Origin of the sequence: Novosphingobium mangrovi (assembly GCF_022818885.1) — a bacterium.
Taxonomy (GTDB): domain Bacteria; phylum Pseudomonadota; class Alphaproteobacteria; order Sphingomonadales; family Sphingomonadaceae; genus Novosphingobium; species Novosphingobium mangrovi.
Map to the genome: position 1 here is coordinate 69,368 of NZ_JALHAT010000003.1, position 26,975 is coordinate 96,342.

The window sequence follows — 26,975 nt, forward strand, 5'->3', positions numbered from 1 at the left end:
AGCGCCACGAACCGCGACACCTGCCTTAGAGCGCAGCGGTGCAGCACCGTCAAGGTGGATATAAAGAGTTCTTTATATGTGTTCGGCTGCCAGCGCTGTGGCGTGGAGGTCCCTGAAACTTCGTCGTTTCCGCATTCTCGGCGCCGGAGTGCGGGCTGAAAGGGAGATGGTTGGCGCAGCCATGTGCGCGCTCCTGTGGAGCGATGCTTCTTCGACTTTACGGTCGGCTGAGGCAGGCTGGGGCGGGCGGTGGCTTGCGGTCGCGCCCGCCCGGGCTCAGAAGTTATCCTTGGCGGCGCGCAGGGCGGCAAAGGTCGCGACAGGGTCGCCCATGTGGCCTTCGGGGGCCCAGCGCGCGGAAAGATCCGCATCGTCGGCGCGCAGGAAGGGGTTGGTCGCGAGTTCGCGCTGGAGCTTGGTGGGCACGGTGGGCAGGCCATCGGCGCGCCAGCGGGCGATGTCCTCGCCATAGGCGGCAAGCTCGGCGTTGTCGGGGTCGGCGTGGCGCGCGAACTTGAGATTCGCTTCGGTGTATTCGTGGGCGCAGTAGATCAGCGTGTCGGCCGGAAGCGCCTTGATCCGCTTGAGACTGGCCCAGAACTGTTCGGGATCGCCCTCGAACATGCGCCCGCAGCCCAGCGCGAAGAGGCTGTCGCCCACGAAGGCCATGCGTGCACCGGCAAGCCAGTAGGCGCAGTGGCCGAGCGTGTGGCCGCCCACGTCCAGGACCTTGCCCTCACGGTCGCCGATCTTGACGATGTCGCCCTGCTTCACCATCCGGTCGACGCCCTCGATCTTGCCCGCATCGCCTTCGGGCGCGGTGATCGTGCAATTGGTGGCGGCCTTGATCGCCAGGTTCCCGCCTGCGTGGTCGGGGTGCCAGTGGGTGTTCCAGATCTGGGTGATCTGCCAGCCCTTCTGGCCAGCCTGTTTCAGGTATTCCTCGGCATCGGGCGTGTCGATGCACACCGTTTCGCCGTAGGCGCTGTCGTGCAGCAGGTAGCCGTAGTTGTCGTTCAGGCACGGAAACTGGTGAACTTCGAGCATGGCGCTCCTCTCTCCTTGCGTGGCCTTGAGTCTAGGCAAAGGGTCCCGTGTGTCAAAGGAAGTCGGGACCTGGAGGCTTTGTCTCAGTGCACCGGGCGGCGCAGCAGCAGCAGAAAGGCGAGCGCGCCGATCAGGAGAACGGAGGCGATCGCCTGCGTCTGGAAGCTGATGTAATGCACATAGCGGCTGATGAAGAACACGCAGACGAGCGAGCCTGCCGCGACAGCCGAGATGTGCCCGAGGATCGATATGGGCGCGCGTTCCTCGGGCGTCAGGGCGCGGGCGGTCCTCAAGGCGAGGACGAGCGCGAGCGCTTCAAGCCCCGCGACCAGCGCAAAGGCGGTTGGCGGCAGGAAGGCGGTGATGATGGCGAGGGCGACGAAGAGGGCGCCAACGCGGTCGCGCCGGGCCTGGAGGAGTGTGCCGAGCGGGCTCTTGCGGGAAAGGCTCATGGGGCCTGCGTTAGGCCAGCCGGGGCGGTAACGCAAATGGCCGGGGCCGCAGGCGTGAACTGTGTTTGCGGATGCTTCGCGGAGCCGGTTCCAGGCTTAGGAGGTGGTGGTCTGGGGACCGGCTCGGTCGCTTCGCGAGGCGGCCAGTTCGAGCGCCGCATTCACGCCGACCAGGGGCATGAAACCCATTGGCGGAATGCGCTCGCCCCCAACGAACTGATCCCACGCCCAGACGAACAGGAGAACCAGCGTTGCCGCCAGGATGAGACGGTACGACACGGGCCAGGTCCCGCGCGCGACGGGGGCAACGGCGCCGGGGCCTGTACCGCTTATGCAGACGGCCTGCACAAGGGTGACGATACCGGCCACGATCCACAGGGCATATCCTGCGGCGCTGGACGCAAGCGGGCGCCCAAGCAGGGCGCAACCCATTGCAAATGCACACCAAGCCACGAGCATCAGCGCAATGGCAAGGCCGTAACGGCCAACAAGGTTCGCGGTCGCGGCTCTGGTCATGCCGGGCAGGGTAATCGCCGAAACGCAAAAGCAAAAGCCCGCCCGGATTGCTCCGGACGGGCTCTTGGTGATTTCAGCTTCGGTGAGGCTGAAAGGTCCGATTAACGGCCCTTCAGAGCTTCGCCGAGGATGTCGCCGAGCGAAGCGCCCGAGTCCGACGAACCGTACTGCTCCACCGCTTCCTTCTCTTCGGCCAGCTGACGGGCCTTGACGGAGAAGTTCGGCTTCTTGGAACGGTCGAAACCGGTAACCATGGCGTCGAGCTTCTGGCCGACCTGGAAGCGGTCGGGGCGCTGCTCGTCACGGTCACGGCCGAGGTCCGAACGCTTGATGAAGCCGGTCGCGCCGTCTTCGCCAGCCTGGACTTCGAGGCCGCCGTCGCGGACTTCGAGAACGGTGACGGTGACGGTTTCACCACGGCGCAGCGAGCTGCCACCGGTGACCGTGCCGCCAGCGGCCGGAGCGCCACGCTCGAGCTGCTTCATGCCGAGGCTGATGCGTTCCTTGTCGACGTCGACGTCGAGAACCACGGCCTGGACGACCTCACCCTTGCGGTGCAGGGCCAGGGCGTCTTCACCCGAGATGCCCCATGCGATGTCGGACATGTGGACCATGCCATCGACGTCGCCATCGAGGCCGATGAACAGGCCGAACTCGGTCGCGTTCTTGACTTCGCCTTCGACGGTCGAGCCAACCGGGTGACGCTCTGCAAAGCCTTCCCAGGGGTTCTGCTGGGCCTGCTTGAGGCCGAGCGAGATACGACGCTTGTCGGAGTCGACCTCGAGAACCATGACTTCGACTTCCTGCGAGGTCGAAACGATCTTGCCCGGGTGAACGTTCTTCTTGGTCCAGGACATTTCCGAAACGTGGACCAGGCCTTCGATGCCCGGCTCCAGCTCCACGAAGGCGCCGTATTCGGTGATGTTGGTGACCGTGCCCGAGAGCTTCGCGCCGACCGGGTACTTGACCGCTGCGCCTTCCCAGGGATCGCTTTCCAGCTGCTTCATGCCGAGGCTGATGCGCTGGGTGTCCTGGTTGATGCGGATGATCTGGACGGTGACGGTGTCGCCGATGGCGATCACTTCGCTCGGGTGGTTGACGCGCTTGTAGCTCATGTCGGTGACATGGAGCAGGCCGTCGATACCGCCGAGGTCAACGAACGCACCGTAGTCGGTGATGTTCTTGACGACGCCGTCGATGACCTGGCCTTCGCTCAGCTTGTCGATGAGCTCGCTGCGCTGTTCGGCGCGGGTCTCTTCGAGGACGGCGCGGCGCGACACGACGATGTTGCCACGGCGACGGTCCATCTTGAGGATCTGGAAGGGCTGGGGCACGTCCATCAGCGGGGTGACGTCGCGCACGGGGCGGATGTCGACCTGCGAGCCGGGAAGGAACGCCACGGCGCCGTCGAGGTCGACGGTGAAGCCGCCCTTGACGCGGCCGAAGATCACGCCTTCGACGCGCTTGCCTTCACCGAATTCGTTCTCGAGCTTGTCCCAGGCGGCTTCGCGGCGGGCGCGGTCGCGCGACAGCATCGCTTCGCCGTCGGCGTTCTCGACGCGGTCGACATAGACTTCGACTTCGTCGCCGACCTTGAGGCCGTGCTCGTCTTCACCGCGCGCGAATTCGCGCAGCGGCACGCGGCCTTCGCTCTTGAGGCCTACGTCGATGACGGCCTTGTCGTTCTCGATTGCGGTGATCGTGCCCTTGACGACGCGGCCTTCGAAGCCGTCGTCAGCCACGCCACCGAGCTGCTCGTCGAGCATCGCCGCGAAATCGTCGCGGGTCGGATTGGCAGAAGTAGCCATTAAGAGGTTATCCTCAGATTGTACGTTTTTCCGGCCAGGCGGTTGTTTCCGCCGGTCTTTCTCCGCCATCCGCACCATTGCATCGACGGGCCAAAAGGGCCGAACTGCCATGCAGGCCGGATACCTGCACAGCGCTCTTGGAGCCGAATGATCGGCCCCTCGAACCGGCGCGCCCTACGCGCGTGGGGCGGGAAATGCAAGGGAAATGGCGGGGTATACGGGGGAGGGCGCAAATTTCCTGCGCGTAGTCGCTGGGAGGTCGGGTTCGCTTGACGGCTGTCAATTCACCGGAACGCGACCGGGCCTAAGTCGTTGAATAGTTGAGAACTCGATACGAGCAGGAGATTTGCCATGAAAGCCGTGCGCTTCATCGAAGGCGGCCGTCCGCCGGAAATCGTCGATATCGCAAAGCCCGAGCCGGGGCCTGGGGAAGTCCTTCTGCGGATTGGCGGCGCCGGGGTCTGTCACTCCGACCTCCACGTGCTCGATGGCGAGGTCCCGTTCAAGGGACCCTTCACGCTCGGCCATGAGAACGCAGGTTGGATCGAGGCGCTCGGGCAGGGCGTCACGGGCTGGAAGGAGGGCGATGCGGTTGCCGTCTACGGGCCCTGGGGCTGCGGTTCGTGTCACCACTGCCAGACGTCGGCGGAAAATTACTGCGAGAATCATGCGAGCCTGCCGACTTTCGGCGGGGGCCTTGGTTCCGACGGCGGCATGGCCGAATACATGATCGTGCCCGATCCGCGCCTGCTGGTGCCGCTGGGCGAACTCGATCCGGCGCAGGCTGCGCCGCTCAGCGATGCCGCGCTCACGCCCTACCACGCGATCAAGGCGGCACAGGCGAAGCTGACGCCCGATGCGACCGTGCTTGTCACCGGGATCGGCGGGCTTGGGCAGATGGCTCTCCAGATCCTGAAGGCGACCTGTTCGTCGCGCATCGTGGCGACCGATATCAGCGCGGACAAGCTGGAGACGGCCCGCAAGCTCGGCGCGGATGTGGTCGTCAATTCGGGTTCGAAGAGCGCCGAGGAGGAAATTCGCGATCTTGTCGGCGGTCGGGGCGTCACCGTGGCGCTCGATTTCGTGGGGGCGCAGCCGACGATCGATCTGGCAAGCTCGCTCATCGGGCGCGATAGTCGCCTTACGATCGTCGGGTTGGCGGGCGGTACGCTCAGCTACAACGCGAATACCATGCCCTACGGTTCGCAGGTCATGGTTCCGTACTGGGGCACAAGGGCCGAACTGATCGAGGTCATCGCGCTGGCCCGCAGCGGGCAGATCAAGGCGGATATCGAGACGCACGATCTTGATGAGGCCGCCACGGTCTATGACCGCTTGCGCGAAGGCAAGGTGCCAGGGCGCGCGGTGCTGGTGCCCTGATACGGCGACTGATGCCGATGCATGAAGAGGGGGCCGCAAGCGCTAGGCTTGCGACCCCTTCTTCATTTTCGGTGTGAGAAAGCTGGCGCTATCCGGCGCGGAAGGCCTCGACCGCGGCAATGGCGGCCGCGATGGCTTCCTCGCGGCGAAGGTCCGAGGTGTCGATCTCGACGGCGCCCTCGGCCACAACCAGTGGAGCGTCCTTGCGGCCCCGGTCGCGTTCATCGCGCGCGGCAAGGTCGGCGGCGATGTCCTCCAGCGCGACGTCGCGGTTCTGCTCCTGCATTTCCAGGAAACGGCGCTGCGCGCGGGCCTCGACGCTGGCGGTCACGAAGAGCTTGGCCTCGGCTTCGGGCGCGATGACGCTGGCGATGTCGCGCCCGTCAAGGACCGCGCCGCCCGGCTGCGTGGCAAAGCTGCGCTGGCGTTCGTAGAGCGCCTGGCGCACGGGCGGGTGGATCGAGACCCGGCTTGCCAGGCCCCCGGTTACTTCCGAGCGAAGCTCCGGGTCGGCCAGCAGGTCATCGGGGAACGCGCAGGCCGCCAGCGCATCTTCGGCGCTGTCAGGATTGCCGCCGTTCTTCGCGCACTGACGCCCGACCGCGCGATAGAGCAGGCCGGTGTCGAGATGCGGCAGGCCGTAATGCGCGGCCAGGGCCTTGGCGATGGTGCCCTTGCCCGAGGCGGTGGGGCCGTCGACCGCAATGATCATGCGACAAGTCCTTCGAGCATCGATTCGAATACGGGGAAGCTGGTAGCGATGGGGCGGGTGTCGTCGACGAGCACGCCTTCCTGGCTTGCGAGGCCCGCCACGGCCATCGACATGGCAATACGGTGGTCGAGGTGCGTGGCGATCTCGATCCCTGCGCGGGTGCCGGGAAGGGGGCGGCCGCCGGTGCCGGTGATGACAAGGCCGTCCTCGCGCTCCTCCAGCGTGGCGCCCGCGGCGGTGAGGGCGCTCGCCATGACCGCGAGCCGGTCCGATTCCTTGACGCGCAGTTCATCGAGCCCGCTCGTTGTCGTCACGCCCTCGGCCAGCGAGGCGGCGACGAAGAGGGCGGGGAACTCGTCGATCATGCTCGGCGCCACGGTCGGGTCGACTTCGATGCCCTTCAGTGCGGAGTGGCGCACATGCAGGTCGGCAACCGGCTCGCCGCCGACGTCGCGTTCGTCGAGCTTCTCGATCTGGCCGCCCATCGCGATGAGCACGTCGACAAGACCGGCGCGCGTGGGGTTGAGGCCCACGTTCTCGATTACGACATCGCTGCCCGGCGTGATGAGCGCGGCGACAAGGAAGAAGGCTGCCGAGGAGGGGTCACCCGGGACCTCGATGGTCTGGGGCTTGAGTTCCGCTTCGCCGGTAAGGGTGATGATGCGCGTGCCGTCGGGCTGCGTCTCGACCTCGAGGTTGGCGCCGAAGCCCTTGAGCATGCGCTCGGAATGGTCGCGGGTGGGGACGGGCTCGATCACGGTGGTCTTGCCGGGCGTGTTGAGACCGGCGAGCAGGATCGCACTCTTCACCTGCGCGGAGGCGACAGGAAGCGTGTAGGTGATCGGAACGGCAGGGCTTGCGCCGCGCACGATGAGGGGGAGGCGTCCGCCTTCGCTTGCCTCGAAGCTGGCGCCCATCTGCGAGAGCGGTGTGATGACCCGGTTCATCGGGCGCTTGGAGAGCGAATCATCGCCCGTGAAGCTGACGTTGATCGGGTGGCTGGCGACAAGCCCCATGAGAAGCCGGGTCGAGGTTCCCGAATTGCCCATGTCGAGCGGGCCCTGGGGCTGGAGGAGCGCGCCCACGCCCACGCCGTTGACCGTCCAGGCGCCTTCGCCCGTGCGCTCGACCGTAGCGCCCATGGCGCGCATCGCCGCGGCTGTGGCGAGAACGTCCTCACCTTCCAGAAGGCCGGTGACCTTCGTTTCGCCCACCGCGAGCGCGCCCAGCATGATCGAGCGATGGCTGATCGACTTGTCGCCGGGCACGCGAATGCGGCCCTTGAGCGGGCCTTGCGCGGTGAAACGGCGCGGAGTGGCGGAGGCGGCGTCGTGGGCAGAGGAAGTCACGGGGCAGGGCGTCTTTCTGGGCTAGGCGAAGGGCGGAAAATCGCGGCGGCTTTTGACAGCGGCAGCGGCCCATGGCAAGGCGCGCGCCCTGATGTGGCTTCAATGCCTGATCGTGCGCCCTGTCTGCCAGTCTTCGTACCGGTTCGTGCGTGGGTGCTTGATCTTGAAGCGGGGCCTTTCCATCATATAACGGATTTTTCCAGCGCCCGTGTCTTCGCGGGTCGCCCAAGACGAGGACATTTCATGGCCAAACCTGAGTGGGGCGCCAAGCACGGCTGCCCGAAATGCGGCACCCGTTTCTACGACCTGGGCAAGGACGACCCGGTGACCTGCATCGAATGCGGCCACACCTGGACGCCCGAGCCGGTGCTCAAGTCCAAGCAGCCGATCCCCTATGAGGAAACGGAAAAGAAGGAAAAGGTCGAGGAGCAGGACAACGACCTGGCCGATGACGATCTGGACATCGATGACGACGGCGATTCGCCCGACAACGATGTGGATCTGGGCGGCGACGACGACCTGGGCATCTCGAGCGGCGGCGACGACGACGACGAGCGCGACGAGTAAGACGCGCTCCCCGGGGCGCCTCCCGGGAGCTGGGCCGATGCCACGTATCAAGGGGCATCGGCCGGCAGGCGCTGGTCACCCGGCGCGGCAAGGTTGGGCGCCAATGGCCAGGCAAGGGCTTGGTTTTGGCGCAAATTCTGGCCCGAACAGAAAAATTTCATTTTTTTGAAAAAAGTTCTTGCCAGTCTGACCGACCTACCCTAGATGGCGCTTCACCGGACGGGGCGACGCTCCAGACGGTAACACAAACCGGCCTTCCCAGACCGGTTTTTCGAAATGGCACGGGGCCTTAGCTCAGCTGGGAGAGCGCTACAATGGCATTGTAGAGGTCAGCGGTTCGATCCCGCTAGGCTCCACCATTTCCTGCCAGATGTCGCTTCTCGCAAGAGGGCGGCTTCTGTTGTATCAGTTTCGCGCGATGTGCGTACCACGCTGGTTGACGAGGTTTCGTCCACCGGCGTTTTTCGCGTACTATCCCGCATGCGTCGGTCGGCGAGGTTTCGCCCACCGGCGTTTTTGGCGTTCGATGGGCCTCGTCGCTTTGCAAGGCGTGGTCTGTCAAAGAGGAGCAAGGTCATGTTCGACAGCCTTTCCGATCGTCTCGGCGGTGTGTTCGACAAGCTGCGTGGCCGCGGCGCGCTCAAGGAGCAGGATGTCCGCGACGCCATGCGCGAGGTGCGCATCGCGCTGCTCGAAGCCGACGTTGCTCTTCCCGTCGTGCGCCGCTTTGTGGACCGTGTCACCGAAAAGGCCATCGGCCAGTCGGTGCTGCGTTCGGTCACGCCCGGCCAGCAGGTCGTCAAGATCGTCAACGACGAACTGATCGAGACCCTGGGCGGCGATGTGACGCCCGAACTGGATCTTGCCGCCAGCCCGCCCGTGGTCATCATGATGGTCGGTCTGCAGGGCTCGGGCAAGACCACCAGCACGGCGAAGATCTCCAAGCTCCTCAAGGACAAGCAGGGCAAGAAGGTCATGATGGCCTCGCTGGACGTGAACCGTCCGGCCGCCCAGGAACAGCTCAAGGTCCTGGGTGAGCAGACCGGCGTTGCCACGCTTCCCATCATTGCCGGCCAGCAGCCGACCGAGATCGCCACCCGCGCGATGCAGGCCGCCAAGCTGCAGGCCGTTGACGTCCTCATGCTCGACACTGCGGGGCGTCTCCACGTCGACCAGCAGCTGATGGACGAGATGAAGGCGGTCGCCGGGATCGCTACCCCGCGCGAGACGCTGCTCGTCGTCGACTCGCTGACGGGTCAGGACGCGGTCAACGTCGCGCAGAGCTTCGCGGGTGAAGTCGACCTTACCGGTGTCGTGCTGACCCGCATGGACGGCGATGCGCGCGGCGGTGCGGCGCTTTCGATGCGTGCCGTCACCGGCAAGCCCATCAAGTTTGCCGGTACCGGCGAAAAGATGGACGCGATCGAGGTCTTCCACCCGAGCCGCGTTGCCAACCGCATTCTCGGCATGGGCGATATCGTCTCGATGGTCGAGAAGGCCGCCGAAGCGGTCAAGGTCGAAGAGGCCGAGGAACTTGCCAAGCGCATGGAGCAGGGCAAGTTCGACCTCAACGACCTGCGCACCCAGCTTCGCCAGATGCAGAGCATGGGCGGCCTCGGCATGCTGGCGGGCATGATGCCCGGCATGAAGAAGGCCAAGGCCGCGATGGCCGCCTCGAACATGGACGACAAGGTGCTGCTGCGCATGGAGGCGATCATCGGCTCCATGACCAAGAAGGAGCGGGCCAACCCCGCGCTTCTCAACGCCAAGCGCAAGATCCGCGTCGCCAATGGTTCGGGAACCCAGGTCCAGGACGTCAACAAGGTGCTCAAGATGCACCAGGAAATGTCCAAGGCCATGAAGCAGATCAAGAAGATGGGCGGCCTCAAGGGGCTGGCCGCGATGTTCGGCAAGGGCGGCCTCGATGCCGCGATGCCGGGTCTGGGCGGCCAGGGTCTGGGCGGCGGAGCCAAGGGCGGTTTGCCCGGGCTCGGCGGACCGGGCGGAGCCGGTGGTCCGGACCTCAGCAAGTTTTTGAAGAAATAATTCCAAGCATTTGTAAGATTTAGAAGAAAGGTAATCTCATGGCAGTTTCGATCCGTCTGTCGCGCGGTGGTGCGAAGAAGCGTCCCTACTACAAGATCGTCGTCGCCAACGCGACCGCACCGCGCGACGGCAAGTACCTGGAGCAGATCGGCACCTACAACCCGCTCCTCGCCAAGGACGATGAAAACCGCGTGAAGATCAACGGCGAGCGCGCTTCGTACTGGCTCTCCGTCGGTGCGCAGCCGACCGACCGCGTTGCACGCATGTTCGACAAGGCCGGCATCAAGGAGCGCAAGGCTACCAACAACCCGCAGAAGGGTGAGCCGGGCGACAAGGCCAAGGAACGCGCCGAGGAAAAGGCCGAGAAGGCTCGCGAAGCCGCTGAAGCTGCTGCTGCCGCTTCGGCTGCGCCCGCCGAGGAAGCTCCGGCTGCCGAAGCCACCGAGGAATCGACCGAGGCGTAAGCCTTCGGGACACGGCATATGGCACACGACACGTCCGTCACCCTGGCCGCCGTCACCGGCGCGCATGGGGTGACGGGTGAAGTCCGCCTCAAGCTGTTCGGAGAAGGCGTGGCGGCGCTCAAGCGCTACCGCGCCTTCAACGATTCGGCCCTGACGCTCAAGAAGCTCAAGGACGACGGCAAGGGCGGGGCTATCGCCCGTTTCGAGGAAGTGACCGACCGTACCGCGGCCGAAAAGCTGCGCGGCACCGTCCTGACCGTTCCGCGCGCCGAGATGCCCGAGCTGGCGGACGGCGAATATTACCACGCCGACCTCATCGGTCTTCCCGCCGTCTCCGACACGGGCGAGGCCCTTGGCCGGGTCATCGCGGTCGAGAATTTCGGCGCGGGCGACGTGCTCGAGATCGAGCGTGGGGAACGCGACGAGAAGGGCCGCATCCAGCGCTTCATGGTGCCCATGACCGAGGCCGCGGTGCCGACGTGGGACGCCGAGAAGCTGGTGGTGACCGCCGCGTTCGCCGAGGATTGACCCCGGCGCCGTTCTGTCGCTGGCAGCGCGCGGTCGCAAGCGGCCTCGCGCGTATCTTGGAAAAGGAAGGCGTGCTCTCGTGACCTTCGCGGCCACCGTTCTCACACTCTATCCCGACATGTTCCCCGGGCCCCTGGGCATCAGCCTGGCGGGCCGTGCGCTCGAGCGCGGGGACTGGTCGATGGACGCGGTGCAGATCCGCGACTTCGCGACCGACAAGCACCGCACGGTCGATGACACGCCTGCAGGCGGCGGTGCGGGCATGGTGCTCAAGGTCGATGTGCTCGCGAGCGCGATTGACCACGCCCGGGGCTCCAACCCCGGGGCGCCCGTGCTGGCGATGACGCCGCGCGGCACGCCGATCTCGCAGGAGCGCATTCGCGAGCTCGCGGCAGGTCCCGGCGCGATCATCCTGTGCGGCCGTTTCGAGGGCTTTGACGAGCGCATCTTCGAAGGCCGCGAGGTCGAGGAGATCTCGGTCGGCGATATCGTCCTTTCGGGCGGCGAATGCGCGGCTCTCATGGTACTGGACGCTTGCATTCGCCTGCTTCCCGGCGTAATGGGCGCGGCTTCCAGCGGTACCGAGGAATCGTTCGAGGACGGCCTTCTCGAGTACCCGCACTATACCCGACCCGTCGAATGGGAAGGGCGCACGATCCCTGAAGTGCTGCGATCGGGGGATCATGCGAAGATCGCGGCCTGGCGTCGAACCCAGGCTGAAGATCACACACGGTCACGCAGGCCGGACCTTTGGGAACGTCATGTCGACGTTCGGGACCGTCTGCCTCTGATGCGCGGCAAAAAGACGAAGGACTAGGTTCATGAACCTGATTCAGCAGATCGAGGCCGAGGAAATTGCCAAGGCCGCCAAGGAAATCCCGACCTTCCGCGCCGGTGACACCGTCAAGGTTGGTGTGAAGGTTGTCGAAGGCACCCGTACCCGCGTCCAGAACTTCGAAGGCGTCGTGATCGCGCGTTCGAACCGTGGCATGGGTTCGAACTTCACCGTTCGCAAGATGAGCTTCGGTGAAGGTGTGGAGCGCGTTTTCCCGCTCTACTCGCCCAACATCGACAGCATCACCGTCGTTCGCCGCGGTATCGTGCGTCGTGCCAAGCTGTACTACCTGCGTGGTCGTACCGGTAAGCGCGCCCGCATCGCCGAGCGTCGCGACGTTCGCGCCGAAGGTTAATTCGGCCACATTCGTCCACGGCTTTGGTCTGGGACGGCAATCAGGCGGTTCGCATGCGAGCCGCCTTTTTTGTCCCCGGCGCAGGCGCTTGGGCAACATGCAAACCTGTGCTGTCACGGCTGTGTCGCGTCTCCCGCGCAAATCCGGCGAAATTGCACACCGGGCCGTGGCGCAAGTCCATGCTGCACTGCACAACGTGCTTCTGCGTCTAAAATGGCGGAAAAACACGATAAACCGCGCTTTTTTGCCCGGTTTAGGCTTTGACAGCGTGACCAAAAACCGCTCAATTCCGTCTCCTCTTACGAGGCGAATCCAGCTTCCCATCACATCCTGTTCCACTGAAAGGTAGGGGGTATAATGAACAAGAACGATCTCATCAGCGCTGTCGCGGAAACCAGCGGTCTGACCCGCAACGATGCGACCAAGGCCGTCGAAGGCGTGTTCGACGCCATCACCGGCGCGCTGAAGAAGGGCGACGAAGTGCGCCTCGTCGGCTTCGGCACCTTCTCGGTCGCCAAGCGCAAGGCCTCGACCGGCCGCAACCCGCGCACCGGCGAGCCGATGGAAATCGCGGCTTCGTCGCAGCCCAAGTTCAAGGCCGGCAAGGGCCTCAAGGACGCCGTCAACTAAGACGTCCTTCAAGGGCCCGTAACGCCTCACGGGCCTTGTGAACGCAAAAACGCCGCTTTCCCCATGTGCGGAAAGCGGCGTTTTTTTGTGGGCGTGTGCGGTGAGGGTCCGGGAAAGAGGGGGCTTCAGGGCCGACGGCGGTGGTGCCGGCCCTGAGTTGATGCCTTCAGGGCTCCAGTTGCAGGAGCGCGGTCGGGGCGGCCGGGATGCGCGGATTGACCGCCCAGGTCAGCACCTGCATCGCGCCGTCGGTGGAAGGGCCCTCGTCGGTGTTGTTGGCGAGGATCGTGCCATCGGTGTGGATGGTGAAGGTGCCATCAGCCAGTTCCGCAGGGCCACCGTCCTTGGACGGACCGGAGAGATTGCCCGGGATCAGGCCCGCTGCGGGCGAACTCGTGGCATCGGGGCCGAAGGTCGGCGCGTTGATGCGCACCGATCCGTCCTTGCGCGGAGTGATCTGCACGAAGGCGTTGGCCATTGGGAAGCCCTCGAAGGTCGGGAAGACGAAGTCGTGGTCGAGCCGGCCCGAGACGGCGTAGTCGACGTCGAACACGCCGCCGCCCTTGTACGCAACCTTGTTCCAGCCCTGGCGGCGGCTGAGCTTGCGGGCAAGCTCATGGCCCGCTTCGGGATCACTCGGGTCGATACCGCCCAGAAGCGCACGCGCCGCATCGGCATTGGAACCCTTCTTGGCGGCCCATTCTTCTTTCTGCAGGGCGATTTCGTCCTCGGTGCAGGCGCGTTCCTCGAAGCTGTCCTCGTCGTAGCAGTCTTCGGCCTCGAAAGGCTGCGCGGCCTTGTCGGCCTCTTCCTTCAGCGGGATCATGATGAGTTCGCCCGTGTAGCGGAAGGCGAAGCTGTGGTCTGCGTTGACGTCGAGGCGCGAGGAGAAGCGCCCCGGGGCAAAGAAACACGCGGCCACGAGGAGGGCGGCGGCGCCCGCGGTCAGAACCGCGAGCGCACGACGTGCCTGGTGGGCACGGGGGGAGGGGAGGTGCATGACGAACGTTTCCGTTTCGTGTTGGCCGGGCGCCTCAGCGCGTTGCGGCTGCATAAAGAGCGATCGCGCCCGCGTTGCTGACGTTGAGGCTCTCCATGTCCGAGGAGATCGGCAGCTTGGCAATCGCATCGCAGTGCTGGACGATGTTGTGGCGCATGCCATCGCCCTCGGCGCCAAGGACGAGACAGACCGGGCCTGCGGGCAGGGCTTCGGCCAGCGTCGATTCGGCTTCGCCATCCAGACCGATGCGCCAGTATCCCGCCTCGGCGATCTCTTCGAGTGCGCGCGCGAGGTTCACGACCCGGATCCAGGGCACGATTTCGAGCGCGCCCGAGGCCGACTTCGCCAGCGTTCCCGATTCGGGGGGCGCGTGGCGGTCCTGCGTGACAATGCAGCACGCGTTGAAGGCGGCCGCCGAACGCAGGATCGCGCCGACGTTGTGCGGATCGGTCACCTGGTCAAGGACCAGCACCGGGCGCGCGGGATCGTTGTCGAGGACGTCGGCGAGGAAAAGATCGTCGAGCGGCTCGCTTTCCAGGACGAGGCCCTGGTGGGGGGCATCGCGTGCAACGAGTCGGGCGAGGTCAGGTGCCTCGGCCCATTCGACGGTGAAATCGACGGGCAATTCGCCATCAAGTGATTCGACGCCTTCGCGAGTCGCCCAAAGTTTGCGGTGCTGGCGATTCGGATTCTTGAGAGCCGCCTCGACCGCGTGGCGACCCCACAGGCGGACCATGCCGCTGCTCGCGCGCCCCGATCCCCGGCCGTTTTTCATGCGTCCGGCCCGGCCGCGCAGGGCTTTCCCCTGTCCGCGCTTGCTCATCTCGTGTGATCCTTTTTTCAAAAAAATTCAAATTATGTGCCGCTCCTGCCATTCGACCCATTGACAGGCAAGGCCGAGTTCGGCATTGGGCCGGTCCTCGGCAACGGGGGCGGCACTAAACGCTCTCGACCAACGAGATGATCCGAAAGGAAAATCTCAGCCAGATGACTGGTGTGGACAGGTGGCCGAGTGGTTAAAGGCAGCAGACTGTAAATCTGCCCGCGCAAGCGTACGTTGGTTCGAATCCAGCCCTGTCCACCACCAGCCCTTCTCTCGAAATCGCGATGACGAAGGGATCCGCCAAGGCGGATCGGGTGGCGGCTGACCCCATGGCGCGGATGCCTTTATCAGCCCTTTCTTCCAGATGAGTACATGCGGTGCGTAGCGGGGCCCGGTTGGCGGTTCGTGCTGGCATGCAGGGCATTGCTTTGCGCACGCTTTGCGGAACTTCCCGCGCGTGGCGGCATTGCGGTCTTGAACGCCACTCACTAGAGGAAACCGATGTCCTCAGATATTCTCGATAATCAGGGTCGTGGCGATGCCTCGTGGCAGTGGCCGGCCATTCATCCCGAAGGGCGCAAGTTTGGCGCCATTGCCGGTGTCCTCGCGCTGGGCGTCTGGGTCCTGTTCGGACCCTGGTTCGGATGGCCGCTGGCCGTCCTGACCTTGTGCGTGCTCGCCTTCTTCCGCGATCCGCTGCGCGTGACGCCGCAGGACGAGCGCGCCATTGTCGCGCCGGCCGACGGCCTCGTCACGCTGATCCAGAAGGTCCCGCCGCCGCGCGAGCTGACCGTTGACGATGGCAGCGGCATGCCGCCGCTCTCCGACGCACCGCTCACGCGCGTTTCGATCTTCATGAGTGTCTTCGACGTCCACATCAACCGCGCGCCGATTGGCGGCACCGTCCGCCGCGTGATCTATATCCCCGGCAAGTTCGTGAACGCCGACCTCGACAAGGCCAGTGAAGAGAACGAGCGCCAGCACATCCTGATCGAACGCGGCGATGGCCAGCAGGTCTGCTTCACGCAGATTGCAGGGCTTGTCGCACGCCGCATCGTGCCGTTCGTGAAGCCCGGCGACATCATTGCCGCGGGCCAGCGCATTGGCCTTATTCGCTTCGGCAGCCGTGTCGATGTCTACCTTCCCGCCGGGACCGAGCCCAAGGTGCTTATGGGCCAGCGCATCGTTGCGGGTGAAACCGTGCTTGGCGAAATCGGTGCCGCCCCCATGATCGAGGGTGTCTGCCAGTGAGCGAGGACGCGATTCCCCAGACCTCTGCGCCATCGGACGACACGCCGGGCCCGGATGGGGCTTCGGAATCGCGTGCCCGGCGCATGGCGCGCGGCCTTTCGCTGCGCGCGCTTGTGCCTAATGCCATTACCGCTGCCGCACTCTGCTCAGGGCTCACGGGCATCCGTTTTGCCATTGCGGGTGATTTCGAGAAGTCGGTCCAGGCCGTCCTTCTGGCGGGTGTCCTTGATGGCATCGACGGCCGCGCGGCGCGCCTGCTCAAGGCGCAGTCGCGCTTCGGTGCGGAACTGGACAGCCTGGCCGATGCCATTTCGTTTGGTGTCGCGCCTGCGCTGATCGTCTATCTCTGGTCGCTCCACGCGCTGCCCAGCCTGGGCTGGATGGCGGCGCTGGCCTTTGCGATCTGCTGTGTGCTGCGTCTTGCGCGTTTCAATGCGCGCCTCGATCTCGACGATCAACCGCACAAGGCGGCAGGCTTCCTGACCGGGGTCCCGGCACCGCTTGGCGCCGTGCTCGGCTTCCTGCCGCTGTGCCTGTGGATCGCGAGCGGTGAGCGCGACTTTGCCAATCCCATCGGCGTCAGCGTGTGGATGGTGCTGGCCGCCTTCCTGATGATCTCGAACATTCCGACGCTCAGCTGGTCGCGCCTGCGTCCCGCGCCGGGCGTGCGCCTTTTCGTCCTGGCCCTGGTCGGGCTGGCAATGGCCGCGCTTCTGGTCGAGCCCTGGCCCACGCTGGCGGTACTCACCATCGGCTACTTGGCGCTGCTGCCTTATGGCCTGTTTGTTTACGCCAAGGTCAGGCGGCAAGGTCCAGTGGTCGTGCCGGAGCCGGAACTCGACGAGCTTGACGAGCCGCTTGGCCCATCGTGACGACGTTCCCGCGCTGCGTGTCGCCGTGCGGGGAAGGGCGTTCGATCACGGACCAGGTAACGGTCAGCGTGGTGCTGCAGGCCTGAAGCTGGCGTGACAGGCTGCGCGCGGCAGCTGCGTACTCCAGCAGCGTTTTTCCGATCACCCATAGCGAGACAAGACCGGCGAGGGCGAAGAGGCTGGCGGCAAAGGCTGTCATGACCGTTTCCTTTTCTCGCGCCCCGCGGCTGTGCGTGGGGCTGTGGATGACTTGTGGAAAACGCGAATCTGTTCTATCAATGTTCCAGTGGCTTTCTTGTTCTATTTTTGTTCCCGTTGTGTCAAGCGGGAATTTGACGAGAGGGGCGCAATACGTGCAGGGCGCCATTTTGAAGGGTGCCGCGCTGCTGCGCCTTCATCCGCTTAGTTAGGGTTCCCATGGTTGCCGACGGTTTGCCTCATCGCCTCATCACGCTCGACGGACTGTCGCAGTGGTGTGCGCTCAACGCCTTTACCGTGGAGGAGATCGGCGCGGACGAGGTGTTCCTGACCGATCAGACCACCGGAAGCGCCTGGTCCTTGTTTCGGGTGGAGGACTGGCTCCAGCTGAAGGGACTGGTCCTTGAGGATGTCGAGCCCGAATTGCCGATGTGCCTGACGCTGGCCCGTCTGCATGATCGCCTGCTGGGTTGCCGCTTTTCCATCGACCAACAGCACGGTGTGGTGATCGTTGCTGACTTTGCCCGCGCAGCGCAGTCGATGGAGGCGATCGGAGAGACGCTGCTGCAGATGCAGTCGATCATCGATCAGACCGTGGGGCTCCTAGAAGATGTCGTCGAGAGCGATGTCGCGGCCGATGAGTTCGCAATCGACCGGGCGTTCGGTGTCACGGGGTCGCTGCGGGTCCACTGAGCGGGCTTTGGGGGCGCTGTTCGCATGCAGGCTGTGCATCCGGTCTTGCATCGCGGGGCGGATAGGTCTAAGGGCCGCCGCGTCCACTGATATGGATTCCTGAATTCGCAGGTTCCGATTAGCAGGCGAATCCACATGGAAAGCGCACATACCGGTGCCGCAGCGGGTCTGATCCCCACGGTTCCAGCTTTCCAGAGGTACAACCGGAAAGGAATTTCTCTATGGCGGCTCCTACCGTCACGATGCAGCAGCTCATCGAAGCTGGCGCCCACTTCGGCCACCAGACCCACCGCTGGAACCCGCGCATGAAGCCGTACATCTTCGGCGCGCGCAACGGCATCCACATCATCGACCTGTCGCAGACCGTGCCCCTGATGGCCCGTGCGCTCGACTTCGTCTCGGCCACCGTGCAGGCAGGCGGCAAGGTGCTCTTCGTCGGCACCAAGCGCCAGGCTCAGGAGCCGATCGCCCAGGCCGCACGCGCCTGCGGTCAGCACTTCGTCAACCACCGCTGGCTGGGCGGCATGCTCACCAACTGGAAGACCATCTCGCAGTCGATCAAGCGCTTCAAGGCGCTCGAAGAGCAGCTCGCTGGCGACACCCACGGCCTCACCAAGAAGGAAATCCTTCAGCTCACCCGTGAGCGTGACAAGCTTGAGCTCTCGCTCGGCGGTATCCGCGACATGGGTGGCATCCCGGACGTGATGTTCGTGATCGACGCCAACAAGGAAGAGCTGGCCATCAAGGAAGCCAACGTCCTTGGTATTCCGGTCGTTGCCGTGCTCGACACCAACGTCAACCCGCAGGGCATCGCCTTCCCGATCCCGGGCAACGACGACGCCAGCCGCGCCGTGCGCCTGTACTGTGAAGCCATGGCGCAGGCCGCGACCAAGGGCGGCCAGGACGCTCTGGCCGACAGCGGTGTCGACATGGGCGCCATGGACGAGCCCGCCGCGGAAGCCGCTGTCGAGGCCTGATAGCCCGGCGACGGACGACACTTTCGTCATGGAATTGTCGCGCGCCGGGTCCATGGGGCTCGGCGCGCACCTGTATTCAAGGCCGGTGATCCGGTCTGTACCAAACAAGAGGATTTGAGCGATGGCTGCATACACCGCCGCAGACGTGAAGACCCTGCGCGAGCGCTCGGGCGCCGGCATGATGGATTGCAAGAAGGCCCTCGACGAAACCAACGGCGACATCGAAGCCGCGGTTGACGCGCTGCGCGCCAAGGGCCTGGCGGCTGCCGCCAAGAAGTCGAGCCGCACGGCCGCCGAAGGTCTCGTCGGCGTTGCCGTCGAAGGCACCAAGGGCGTTGCCGTCGAAGTGAACTCGGAAACCGACTTCGTGGCCAAGAACGAGCAGTTCCAGGACTTCGTGCGCAAGACCACCGAAGTCGCGCTGAGCGCGGACAGCGACGATGTCGAAGCGCTCAAGGCTTCGGCGTACCCGGGCGGCGGCACCGTTGCCGACACGCTGACCAACAACGTCGCCACCATCGGTGAGAACCAGCAGGTTCGCCGCATGAAGACCGTTTCGGTCGCGCAGGGCGTTGTCGTTCCCTACATGCACAACGCAGCAGCTCCCAACCTCGGCAAGATCGGCGTTCTCGTCGCTCTCGAGTCGGAAGCTCCGGCTGACGTTCTGGAAGGCCTGGGCAAGCAGATCGCGATGCACATCGCGGCCGCCTTCCCGCTCGCGCTGACCGCTGACGACCTCGACGCCGAGCTGATCGCGCGTGAGCGCAAGATCGCCGAGGAAAAGGCCGCCGAATCGGGCAAGCCCGAAGCGGTCCAGGCCAAGATGGTCGACGGTGCGATCGCGAAGTACGCCAAGGAGAACGCTCTCCTTTCGCAGGTCTTCGTGATGGACAACAAGACCCCGATCCAGCAGGTCGTCGACGCGGCCGGCAAGGACGCGGGCGCCAAGATCGTGCTCAAGGACTTCGTGCGCTTCCAGCTCGGCGAAGGCATCGAGAAGGAAGAGTCGGACTTCGCCGCCGAAGTGGCCGCTGCCGCTGGCGTCTGATCCCTTCGCGATCACGCACATTTGAAAAGGTCGCAGAAGCAATCGCTTCTGCGGCCTTTTTCATGTTTGGAAAAAGGAGGGGGCGACTTGATCCGCACTGGGGATGGTGCAGGTTGGTCCTTCAGCAAGAGATCGGGATGAGGGGCAGGTAGGTGCTGATGCGACGTAATGTGATGATGGGTTTGGCCTTTGTGGCCCTGGCCAGCCACGGGCCCATGCGGGCGGTCGCGGCGGAACGCGAGGTGGGGGACGCGCTTGAGGTGCGCGCTGCGCTGTCGGATGGGCTGGCGGGCGCCTTGAGGGCCTGTCGGCTCTGGGTGCTGCATCCCGACACCTGGGCGGCCGGGCCGGAACCGTTCCTCAAGGACGTGGGGCTTGGCGATGCGATGGGGCAGGTCCGCTCTGTCGCCGATGTCAATCAGCCGCCCGAAGCCTGGCGCGAGGGCAATGTCTATTGGCGGATCAACTCCTCGCCCGATGCGGGGTACGTTCTGGTCGTCTCGCACCGGATGCCGATCTGCCAGGTGACAGGCGGCGGGGATGCGGACTTGCAGCCCAGCGTGGGAGAAGTTCTGGCGTCGCCGGAATTTGCAGAGGCCTGGCGCGAGGTCGATGAGGCGACACGCGGCGACATGGTCTCGACCACGTTCGTCAGCCGTGAGGAGCCGGATTTCACGATGGTGCTGAGCCGGGCGGCTGCACCCGGTGCGCGGCGCGACCGGGTGCAGGTGATCGCCTCGGCCAGCTTCGCGCCAGCGGGCGAGTGATCAGTACGCGGCGGTGAAGCGTGCGCGGCTGTGCGCGTGGGCTTCGAGTTCGTCGACCATGGCGAGCGCGAAGTCGGCGAAGCTGATCTTGCTCTCACCATTGGCATCGACGACGAGATCGTCACCGCCCTTGCGGTAGTGGCCCTGGCGCTCGCCTTCGAAGATGATCATGGCGGGCGAGAAGAAGGTCCAGTCGATATCGTCAGTGGCCTTGAGGTCATCAAGGAAGGCGATCCCTGAAAGCGCGGCAGGCTTCCAGTCGGCCGGGAATTCCGGATTGTCGATCAGGCGCGCGCCATCTGCACCCTTGAGGCTGGCCGCGCCGCCCGTGACCAGGAAGCGCGAGACACCCGCTTCGCGCAGCGCGGTGAGCAGGGTCTCGGCCTTGATCTTGTGGTGCAGGGCGCTGATGACCGCGTCGCTGCCCGCGATGAGCTTGGCGAGCTGCGCGGCGTCGCTGGCATCGCCCTCGGTCGGCGTGATGCCGGGGGCTGCGGGGATGGCTTCGGGGTGGCGGGCAATCGCGATGACCTCGTGGCCGCGTGCGGCCGCTTCCCTGGCGATCTCCGAACCGGCGTGGCCGCTGGCGCCCAGGACTGCAATCTTCATGGTCTAACTCCTAAAGTGGTATCCAGTGGTGACTAGGTGTGATATCCCTAGCGCTTATGCAAGAAGGCACTTTTCCCGCACCCGGTCACTCCGAGGTAACCGCCAACCCTGTGGCCTCCCGTCCTGCGCCTGACGTGTTTGCGGCGGCCTGCCCGACACGCCAGTTGCTCGACCGCGTGGCCGACAAGTGGAGCGTGCTGATCCTGACGACGCTCGGCGCGGAGGAGATGCGCTTCAACGCGCTGCGCCGCCGGATCGAGGGGATCTCGCAGAAGATGCTGAGCCAGACCCTGCGCACGCTCGAGCGCGACGGCCTGGTGGAGCGGCGCGTGGTGGCCAGCATCCCGGTTCGGGTCAGCTACGTGATTACACCGCTCGGCGCGGAACTGCTGAGCGCGCTGCAGGCGATGATCGACTGGGCCGAGCAGCGCATGGGTGCGGTGGCCGCCGCACAGACCGCTTTCGACCAGCGTCTGGCAGCGGTCAGCTAAGGGCAGGTATCGCGAAGTATACGGCGGGAAATCTAAAGTCTCGCCCTTGGCAACGCGCGTGCGCGCTCCTAAAGCCCAACGGCCCCCCAAATTCAGGAGACCGTGCGGCGATGAGTTCCTCCCCCTACAAACGCGTTCTGCTCAAGCTTTCGGGTGAAGTTCTCATGGGAAGTCAGCCGTTCGGCATCGACCCCGAGTTCGTTGCCGAGATGGCCAAGGAAGTGAAGGCCGCGAAGGACACCGGGCTGGAAATTTGCCTCGTGATCGGTGGGGGCAACATCTTCCGCGGCATGGCCGGTGCGGCCAAGGGCATGGACCGTGCCCAGGCCGACTACATGGGCATGCTCGCCACAGTGATGAACGCGCTCGCGATGCAGAACGCGCTGGAGCAGCTCGGTGTGCCGACCCGCGTGCAGTCCGCCATCGAGATGGACAAGGTCTGCGAGCCGGTGATCCGCCGCCGCGCCGAACGCCACTTGGAAAAGGGGCGCGTCGTGATCTTCGCAGCGGGCGTGGGGGCGCCCTATTTCACCACCGATTCGGGTGCGGCCCTGCGCGCCGCCGAGATGAAGTGCGATGCGCTGCTCAAGGGCACCAGCGTCGATGGCGTCTACGACAGCGATCCCAAGACCAACCCGACGGCGACGCGCTATGCGACCGTCGATTTCGACACCGTCCTGGCCGACAACCTGAAGGTCATGGACGCTTCCGCCGTGGCGCTGTGCCGCGACAACGCGATTCCGATCGTCGTCTTCTCGATCCGCGAGCAGGGCAATCTCGCCGCTGTTCTGGCGGGAGAGGGCACCAAGACGATCGTGCAGAAAGGAGCCTGACGATGGCCAAGTACGACAAGGACGATCTCGAACGCCGCATGGCAGGTGCCGTGGAATCGCTGAAGGGCGATCTGACGGGCCTGCGCACGGGCCGCGCCAGCACCCAGCTGCTCGATCCCGTGGTGGTCGAAGTCTACGGCTCGAAGATGCCGCTGGTGCAGGTCGCGACCGTCTCGGTTCCCGAGCCGCGCCTGATCTCGGTGCAGGTCTGGGACAAGTCGAATGTCGGTCCCGTAGAGAAGGCGATCCGCTCGGCAGGTCTTGGCCTCAACCCGATCAATGACGGTGCGACGCTGCGTCTCCCGATCCCCGATCTCACCGAAGAGCGCCGCAAGGAGCTCGCCAAGATCGCGGGCCAGTATGCGGAAAAGGCCAAGGTCGCGATCCGCAACGTGCGCCGTGATGGCATGGAAGCGCTCAAGGCCGACGAGAACAAGAAGGAAATCTCCGAGGACGACCGCAAGCGCGCCGAAACCGAGGTGCAGAAGCTGACCGACGAGCAGATCAAGGCCGTCGACGAGGCGTTCGGTGCCAAGGAAAAGGAAATCCTCGGCAAGTGAGGCAAGACCTGTTCGTTCGGAAGGGGGCCTGATGGGAGCCGGCGAACCTGTTGGCGTGCGTCACGTGGCCATCATCATGGATGGCAACGGGCGCTGGGCGAAGAAGCGGCTGCTTCCGCGCGCGATGGGGCACCAGCGCGGCGTGGAAGCGGTGCGCCGCGTGGTGCGCGGCGCGCGCGAACTGGGGCTGGAGGCGCTGACCCTCTACGCCTTCTCGACCGAGAACTGGCGACGTCCCGAGGAAGAGGTCTCCGACCTCATGGGGCTGATGAAGCGCTTCATCCTCTCCGACCTCGACGAGTTCGCGCAAGCGGGCGTGCGCCTCAAGATCATCGGTGACTACTCGGCCTTCAAGCCGGACGTGGTCGAACTGATCGACGGGGCCATCGCGCGCACCGCATCCAACACCGGCACGACGCTGGCGGTCGCGCTGAACTATGGCGCACAGGACGAGATCGCGCGCGCAGCGACCAAGGCCGCGGCCAAGGGGCCGATCACGCCCGAGACAATTTCGGCCGAGCTGGATACGGCCGACATGCCGCCGCTCGACCTCATGATTCGGACCTCGGGCGAGGTGCGCCTCTCCAACTTCCTGTTGTGGCAGTGCGCCTACGCGGAACTCTATTTCACAGACGTGCTCTGGCCCGACTTCACGCTGGACCACCTGCGTGAGGCGCTGGAGTGCTTCTCGGGCCGGGAGAGACGCTATGGCGGGCGCTGATCGCAAGGCGAAGGGCAGTTCGGACCTTGGTGTCCGGGCGGTCTCGGCCGTGGTCATGCTGGCGGTGGCCGGAACGGCGGTCTGGGCGGGCGGTATCCTCTGGATGGCCTTCGTCTGCGCAGTCGCGGTCGGCGTGCTCTACGAATGGGTGCGCATGGCGCGCCGGGGCACGCAGGACCCGATGCAGCGCGGCCTGTGGAATTTCGCTGGTATGTTCTATGTCGGCGTGGGGGCGGCCATGCTGCTCTTCCTGCGCAATCCGGCCTTTACGCTGGCTCCGCTGCTGACGGTGATGCTCTCGGTCATCGCAGTTGATGTCGGAGCCTATTTCGCAGGCCGGACGTTTGGCGGGCCCAAGATCGCGCCCGCCATCAGTCCGTCCAAGACCTGGTCGGGACTCATCGGCGGCTGTGTAGGCGCAACGCTGGTCCTGTTCGGGGCGGTGATGCTCTGGCAGGACGGGCGCATCACGACGACGCCCGTTGGCCCTGCAGGTGGACCGCAGGCGTGCTTGGGGTCCACCGGGGACTGCTGGTACCTGACGGCAAGCCCCGTTGCGGTCTTTGCCCAGTGCCTCCTTTTCGGCATCCTGCTCGCCGTCTGCGCGCAGGCGGGCGACTTCCTGGAAAGCTGGATGAAGCGCCGGGCAGGGCTCAAGGATTCGGGCAATCTCATTCCAGGCCACGGCGGGTTTCTCGACCGCGTCGACGGCCTGCTGGCGGTGCTCTTCGTGCTTGCCCTCATGATCCTCTTTCAGCCATGATCGGCGCAATGACGCACACCCCGCGGACCATCTCCATCCTGGGAGCGACCGGCTCCATCGGCAGCTCCACGCTCGATCTCGTGCGGCGCAATCCGCAGGACTGGCGCGTCCGCGCGCTGACCGCGAACGGCAACGTCGAGGCGCTGGCCAAGCTCGCGCGTGAATTCTCGGCCGAGATCGCTGTCGTCGCCGACGAGACCTGCCTCCCGGCCCTGCGCGATGCGCTCGCCGGATCGGGCATCGAAGCCGCAGGCGGCGCGTCCGCGCTGGTCGAGGCGGCTGCACGCGGTGCCGACATGACGATTGCCGCGATCGTGGGCTGTGCCGGGCTGGCTCCAACCATGGCCGCGATCGAGCAGGGCGGCCTCATCGGCCTTGCCAACAAGGAAGCGCTCGTCTCGGCAGGGCCGATCATGACGGCCGCGGTCGCCAAGCACGGCGCGACGCTCCTCCCCGTGGACAGCGAGCACAACGCGATTTTCCAGTGCCTTCAGGGCAACAAGGCCAGCCACGTGCGCGCGATCACGCTGACGGCGAGCGGCGGGCCTTTCCGCGAATGGTCGCAGGCCCAGCTTGAGGCAGCAACGCCCGCGCAGGCGGTCAAGCATCCCAACTGGTCGATGGGCGCCAAGATCAGCGTCGATTCGGCGACCATGTTCAACAAGGGCCTCGAACTGATCGAGGCGCACTACCTCTTCCCCGTCGGGCTGGAGAAGCTGCGCATCGTCGTGCACCCGCAGTCGGTCGTGCATTCGATGGTGGAGTACCGCGATGGCTCCACGCTCGCCCAGCTTGGCCCCTCGGACATGCGTGTGCCCATCGCCTCGGTCCTCGCCTGGCCCGAGCGGATGGAGACACCGTGCGGCCCGCTCGATCTGGCGGCGATCGGCGAACTGACGTTCCGCGCACCTGATGAGGAGCGCTTTCCCGCCACCCGTCTCGCCCGCGAGGCGGCGCAGGCAGGGGGCGCCATTCCGGCTGTGCTCAACGCGGCGAACGAAGTCGCGGTCGATGCCTTTCTGCGCGGTCATATTGGGTTCACCCGGATTGCGGCAGATGTGGCGCATGTGCTGGAAAGCTATGCGCCCCCGCCGCCCGGCAGCCTCGATGACGTGCTCGCCGTCGATGCCGAGGCGCGTCGGCGCGCGCAGGGCCTGATGCCGTGTACATGACTGCCCGGCAGTCGATCGAGGGGAGGGGACTGGCCTGATGGGCGTCCTGACAACGGTTTTTGCATTTCTGCTCGTGCTGGGGCCGCTCGTGGTCATTCACGAGCTTGGCCACTATCTGGTTGGCCGTTTCTTCGGCGTGAAGGCCGATGCGTTCTCGGTGGGCTTCGGCAGGGAACTGGCCGGGTGGACTGACAAGCGCGGTACCCGCTGGAAGCTCTGCGCGCTCCCCTTGGGGGGCTACGTCCAGTTCGCAGGCGACATGAACCCGGCCAGCGCGTCGGATGCAGGCGCCAGCGAAGCTCCGGCCGAGCAGCGCGGGCAGATGTTCCAGTTCAAGCCGCTGTGGCAGCGCGCGCTGATCGTCTTTGCCGGACCGCTCACCAATCTTCTCCTGTGCGTTGCTATCTTTGCCGCCTTCACGATGGCTTACGGCAACCGCGTGGTCGAGCCGGTGATTGCCGACTTCGCCGAGAATTCGGTTGCGCTGGAAGCCGGCCTCAAGGTCGGCGACCGCATTACCTCCATCGACGGCGAGACGGTCGGTGATGTCCAGGATCTGGAACGCTACATCCTGCTTCACCCCGAAGGGCGCGTGCCCGTAGGCGTCGAGCGCGAAGGGCGCGACATGACCGTGCCGGTCGAGATTGCCACGCGCGAGATCGACGACGGCTTTGGCAAGACGGCCCGCATCGGCGATCTGGGCGTGTCGTTCGATCAGCCCATCGTGGCCGGGTTTACCTCCGATTCTGCAGCCAAGGACGCTGGTTTCGAAGTGGGTGATCGGATTGTGGGTATCGGGGGCCAGGAGGTCACCAGCTTCCACGATGTCATCGATCTCGTGCAACCGCGTGCCGGGGATACGCTTCGCTTCACCGTCGTGCGCGAGGGCGCCGAACTGGAGCTGCCCGTCGCCGTGCGCGCCGCAACCCGTCCGGGCGCGGACGGGACAGAGGAAAGCGTAGGCATGATCGGCGTCGAGGCGCGGGTCGGTCGGCTTGTGCCGGTCGGTCCTGTCGCAGCGGTCGGGATCGGCTTTGCGCGCAGCTTCGACATGCTCGACGACATGGTGACAGGGCTTCGCCAGATCATCTTTGGCGAGCGTTCGGTCAAGGAGCTTGGCGGGCCGATCAAGATCGCCCAGGCATCGGGCCAGCAATTCTCCCTTGGCTGGGAGAATTTCGTGGCTTTCGCGGCGTTTATCTCGATTAACTTGGCATTCATCAACCTCCTGCCAATCCCGGGGCTCGACGGAGGACATCTGGCTTTCTATGCGGCGGAGTGGGTTCGTCGCAAACCTCTCGATGGTCGCAGCCAGGAGTGGGCGATCCGTACAGGAGTGGTATTTCTTCTTGCGCTCATGGTGTTCGTTACGGTGAACGACATCGTCTCCCTGCCGATTTTCGGGGGATAGGGCAGGAATTTTACCGAGGATCACAATGTCGCCCGGTTTGGCTGCTTGATCGTGGCGGCTCCATCAGGCAGATGGCTGCGGACTTGCGCAGGTTTCA

At 65.1% G+C, this 26,975-nt stretch carries 31 protein-coding genes and 2 tRNA genes; 23 read left to right on the forward strand and 10 right to left on the reverse strand.

Annotated elements, in window-relative coordinates; genetic code table 11:
* Positions 1–276: 276 nt before the first annotated feature.
* The 4 genes from gloB to rpsA all read right to left on the reverse strand — a co-directional run bounded on the left by gloB (position 277) and on the right by rpsA (position 3,823).
* On the reverse strand, positions 277–1,047 hold the full coding sequence (gloB, locus tag MTR65_RS02515) for a hydroxyacylglutathione hydrolase (protein ID WP_243796777.1): 771 nt from the start codon (positions 1,045–1,047) through the stop codon (positions 277–279).
* 83 nt (positions 1,048–1,130) lie between these two features.
* Positions 1,131–1,499, reverse strand: a complete 369-nt coding sequence (locus tag MTR65_RS02520; protein WP_243796779.1) for a hypothetical protein — start codon at positions 1,497–1,499, stop codon at positions 1,131–1,133.
* Positions 1,500–1,595: 96 nt separating this feature from the next.
* Complete coding sequence (locus tag MTR65_RS02525) at positions 1,596–2,015, reverse strand: hypothetical protein (RefSeq protein WP_243796780.1); 420 nt, start codon at positions 2,013–2,015, stop codon at positions 1,596–1,598.
* Positions 2,016–2,116: 101 nt separating this feature from the next.
* The gene (gene rpsA / locus MTR65_RS02530; RefSeq protein WP_039394280.1) at positions 2,117–3,823 is read right to left on the reverse strand and encodes a 30S ribosomal protein S1; all 1,707 of its coding nucleotides are present in this window, start codon (positions 3,821–3,823) and stop codon (positions 2,117–2,119) included.
* A gap of 351 nt (positions 3,824–4,174) precedes the next feature.
* Here rpsA and MTR65_RS02535 point away from each other — a divergent pair, with 351 nt between their 5' ends.
* Complete coding sequence (locus MTR65_RS02535; protein ID WP_243796781.1) at positions 4,175–5,203, forward strand: NAD(P)-dependent alcohol dehydrogenase; 1,029 nt, start codon at positions 4,175–4,177, stop codon at positions 5,201–5,203.
* A gap of 88 nt (positions 5,204–5,291) precedes the next feature.
* On the opposite strand, the gene cmk is transcribed toward MTR65_RS02535, so the two are convergent.
* Together cmk and aroA are read right to left on the reverse strand one after the other, a co-directional pair.
* The gene (gene cmk, locus MTR65_RS02540) at positions 5,292–5,915 is read right to left on the reverse strand and encodes a (d)CMP kinase (protein WP_243796782.1); all 624 of its coding nucleotides are present in this window, start codon (positions 5,913–5,915) and stop codon (positions 5,292–5,294) included.
* Complete coding sequence (aroA, locus tag MTR65_RS02545; protein ID WP_243796783.1) at positions 5,912–7,264, reverse strand: 3-phosphoshikimate 1-carboxyvinyltransferase; 1,353 nt, start codon at positions 7,262–7,264, stop codon at positions 5,912–5,914. The genes cmk and aroA overlap by 4 nt, the downstream gene beginning before the upstream one ends.
* Before the next feature lie 243 nt (positions 7,265–7,507).
* Here aroA and MTR65_RS02550 point away from each other — a divergent pair, with 243 nt between their 5' ends.
* The 8 genes from MTR65_RS02550 (at position 7,508) to MTR65_RS02585 (ending at position 12,689) form a co-directional block, all read left to right on the forward strand.
* Positions 7,508–7,831, forward strand: a complete 324-nt coding sequence (locus MTR65_RS02550; protein ID WP_226635984.1) for a TIGR02300 family protein — start codon at positions 7,508–7,510, stop codon at positions 7,829–7,831.
* Between the two features lie 283 nt (positions 7,832–8,114).
* Positions 8,115–8,190: transfer RNA gene (locus MTR65_RS02555), tRNA-Ala, on the forward strand.
* A 217-nt stretch (positions 8,191–8,407) separates the two neighbouring features.
* Positions 8,408–9,877 carry a signal recognition particle protein gene (ffh, locus tag MTR65_RS02560; RefSeq protein WP_243796784.1) on the forward strand — a complete coding sequence of 490 codons (1,470 nt, stop codon included), beginning with the start codon at positions 8,408–8,410 and terminating at the stop codon, positions 9,875–9,877.
* Positions 9,878–9,915: 38 nt separating this feature from the next.
* Positions 9,916–10,341 (forward strand): 30S ribosomal protein S16, encoded by a 426-nt coding sequence (gene rpsP / locus MTR65_RS02565; protein ID WP_226635981.1) that lies wholly within the window; start codon positions 9,916–9,918, stop codon positions 10,339–10,341.
* Positions 10,342–10,359: 18 nt separating this feature from the next.
* Positions 10,360–10,869 carry a ribosome maturation factor RimM gene (gene rimM, locus MTR65_RS02570; RefSeq protein WP_243796785.1) on the forward strand — a complete coding sequence of 170 codons (510 nt, stop codon included), beginning with the start codon at positions 10,360–10,362 and terminating at the stop codon, positions 10,867–10,869.
* Positions 10,870–10,948: 79 nt separating this feature from the next.
* Entirely contained in the window at positions 10,949–11,686 is a 738-nt protein-coding gene (gene trmD / locus MTR65_RS02575) for a tRNA (guanosine(37)-N1)-methyltransferase TrmD (protein ID WP_243796787.1), read from the forward strand.
* A gap of 4 nt (positions 11,687–11,690) precedes the next feature.
* Complete coding sequence (gene rplS, locus MTR65_RS02580) at positions 11,691–12,059, forward strand: 50S ribosomal protein L19 (RefSeq protein ID WP_226635976.1); 369 nt, start codon at positions 11,691–11,693, stop codon at positions 12,057–12,059.
* A gap of 357 nt (positions 12,060–12,416) precedes the next feature.
* Complete coding sequence (locus MTR65_RS02585) at positions 12,417–12,689, forward strand: HU family DNA-binding protein (protein WP_039394254.1); 273 nt, start codon at positions 12,417–12,419, stop codon at positions 12,687–12,689.
* A gap of 166 nt (positions 12,690–12,855) precedes the next feature.
* On the opposite strand, the gene MTR65_RS02590 is transcribed toward MTR65_RS02585, so the two are convergent.
* Both MTR65_RS02590 and MTR65_RS02595 read right to left on the reverse strand, forming a co-directional pair.
* On the reverse strand, positions 12,856–13,689 hold the full coding sequence (locus MTR65_RS02590) for a hypothetical protein (RefSeq protein ID WP_243796788.1): 834 nt from the start codon (positions 13,687–13,689) through the stop codon (positions 12,856–12,858).
* 34 nt (positions 13,690–13,723) lie between these two features.
* Complete coding sequence (locus MTR65_RS02595; protein ID WP_243796789.1) at positions 13,724–14,512, reverse strand: TrmH family RNA methyltransferase; 789 nt, start codon at positions 14,510–14,512, stop codon at positions 13,724–13,726.
* 175 nt (positions 14,513–14,687) lie between these two features.
* Between MTR65_RS02595 and MTR65_RS02600 the strand changes: the two genes are divergently transcribed.
* The 3 genes from MTR65_RS02600 to pssA all read left to right on the forward strand — a co-directional run bounded on the left by MTR65_RS02600 (position 14,688) and on the right by pssA (position 16,635).
* Positions 14,688–14,773: transfer RNA gene (locus MTR65_RS02600), tRNA-Tyr, on the forward strand.
* Positions 14,774–15,013: 240 nt separating this feature from the next.
* Positions 15,014–15,763 (forward strand): phosphatidylserine decarboxylase, encoded by a 750-nt coding sequence (locus MTR65_RS02605; protein WP_226635971.1) that lies wholly within the window; start codon positions 15,014–15,016, stop codon positions 15,761–15,763.
* Positions 15,764–15,846: 83 nt separating this feature from the next.
* Positions 15,847–16,635, forward strand: coding sequence for a CDP-diacylglycerol--serine O-phosphatidyltransferase (gene pssA / locus MTR65_RS02610; RefSeq protein ID WP_243797515.1), 789 nt, complete (start codon positions 15,847–15,849; stop codon positions 16,633–16,635).
* Here pssA and MTR65_RS02615 read toward each other — a convergent pair.
* On the reverse strand, positions 16,562–16,834 hold the full coding sequence (locus tag MTR65_RS02615) for a hypothetical protein (RefSeq protein ID WP_243796790.1): 273 nt from the start codon (positions 16,832–16,834) through the stop codon (positions 16,562–16,564). The two genes, pssA and MTR65_RS02615, sit on opposite strands and share 74 nt — an antisense overlap.
* A gap of 233 nt (positions 16,835–17,067) precedes the next feature.
* On the opposite strand from MTR65_RS02615, the gene MTR65_RS02620 reads away from it, so the two are divergent.
* From MTR65_RS02620 to MTR65_RS02635, 4 genes are all read left to right on the forward strand, one after another.
* Positions 17,068–17,526 carry a hypothetical protein gene (locus MTR65_RS02620; protein WP_159108111.1) on the forward strand — a complete coding sequence of 153 codons (459 nt, stop codon included), beginning with the start codon at positions 17,068–17,070 and terminating at the stop codon, positions 17,524–17,526.
* Positions 17,527–17,747: 221 nt separating this feature from the next.
* Entirely contained in the window at positions 17,748–18,503 is a 756-nt protein-coding gene (gene rpsB, locus MTR65_RS02625; protein ID WP_226635969.1) for a 30S ribosomal protein S2, read from the forward strand.
* 121 nt (positions 18,504–18,624) lie between these two features.
* Complete coding sequence (gene tsf, locus MTR65_RS02630) at positions 18,625–19,551, forward strand: translation elongation factor Ts (protein ID WP_226635968.1); 927 nt, start codon at positions 18,625–18,627, stop codon at positions 19,549–19,551.
* Positions 19,552–19,709: 158 nt separating this feature from the next.
* Positions 19,710–20,318: a hypothetical protein gene (locus MTR65_RS02635; protein ID WP_243796791.1), complete on the forward strand. Its 609-nt coding sequence runs from the start codon at positions 19,710–19,712 to the stop codon at positions 20,316–20,318.
* Here the strand turns inward: MTR65_RS02635 and MTR65_RS02640 are convergent, their stop codons facing one another.
* A complete protein-coding gene (locus tag MTR65_RS02640) occupies positions 20,319–20,927 on the reverse strand; it encodes an NAD(P)-dependent oxidoreductase (protein WP_243796793.1) in 609 nt (202 codons plus the stop codon).
* Between the two features lie 110 nt (positions 20,928–21,037).
* Here MTR65_RS02640 and MTR65_RS02645 point away from each other — a divergent pair, with 110 nt between their 5' ends.
* From MTR65_RS02645 to rseP, 7 genes are all read left to right on the forward strand, one after another.
* On the forward strand, positions 21,038–21,418 hold the full coding sequence (locus tag MTR65_RS02645) for a winged helix-turn-helix transcriptional regulator (protein WP_243796795.1): 381 nt from the start codon (positions 21,038–21,040) through the stop codon (positions 21,416–21,418).
* A 110-nt stretch (positions 21,419–21,528) separates the two neighbouring features.
* Positions 21,529–22,251 (forward strand): UMP kinase, encoded by a 723-nt coding sequence (pyrH, locus tag MTR65_RS02650; protein WP_039394228.1) that lies wholly within the window; start codon positions 21,529–21,531, stop codon positions 22,249–22,251.
* A gap of 2 nt (positions 22,252–22,253) precedes the next feature.
* Entirely contained in the window at positions 22,254–22,811 is a 558-nt protein-coding gene (gene frr / locus MTR65_RS02655) for a ribosome recycling factor (RefSeq protein WP_243796796.1), read from the forward strand.
* Between the two features lie 31 nt (positions 22,812–22,842).
* Positions 22,843–23,532, forward strand: coding sequence for a polyprenyl diphosphate synthase (gene uppS, locus MTR65_RS02660; protein ID WP_243796797.1), 690 nt, complete (start codon positions 22,843–22,845; stop codon positions 23,530–23,532).
* Entirely contained in the window at positions 23,519–24,295 is a 777-nt protein-coding gene (locus tag MTR65_RS02665) for a phosphatidate cytidylyltransferase (RefSeq protein WP_243796798.1), read from the forward strand. Before uppS ends, MTR65_RS02665 begins: the two co-directional genes overlap by 14 nt.
* Positions 24,296–24,303: 8 nt before the next feature.
* Positions 24,304–25,467, forward strand: coding sequence for a 1-deoxy-D-xylulose-5-phosphate reductoisomerase (locus tag MTR65_RS02670; RefSeq protein WP_243796799.1), 1,164 nt, complete (start codon positions 24,304–24,306; stop codon positions 25,465–25,467).
* 37 nt (positions 25,468–25,504) lie between these two features.
* Positions 25,505–26,878: an RIP metalloprotease RseP gene (rseP, locus tag MTR65_RS02675; RefSeq protein WP_243796800.1), complete on the forward strand. Its 1,374-nt coding sequence runs from the start codon at positions 25,505–25,507 to the stop codon at positions 26,876–26,878.
* The last annotated feature ends 97 nt before the right edge of the window (positions 26,879–26,975 follow it).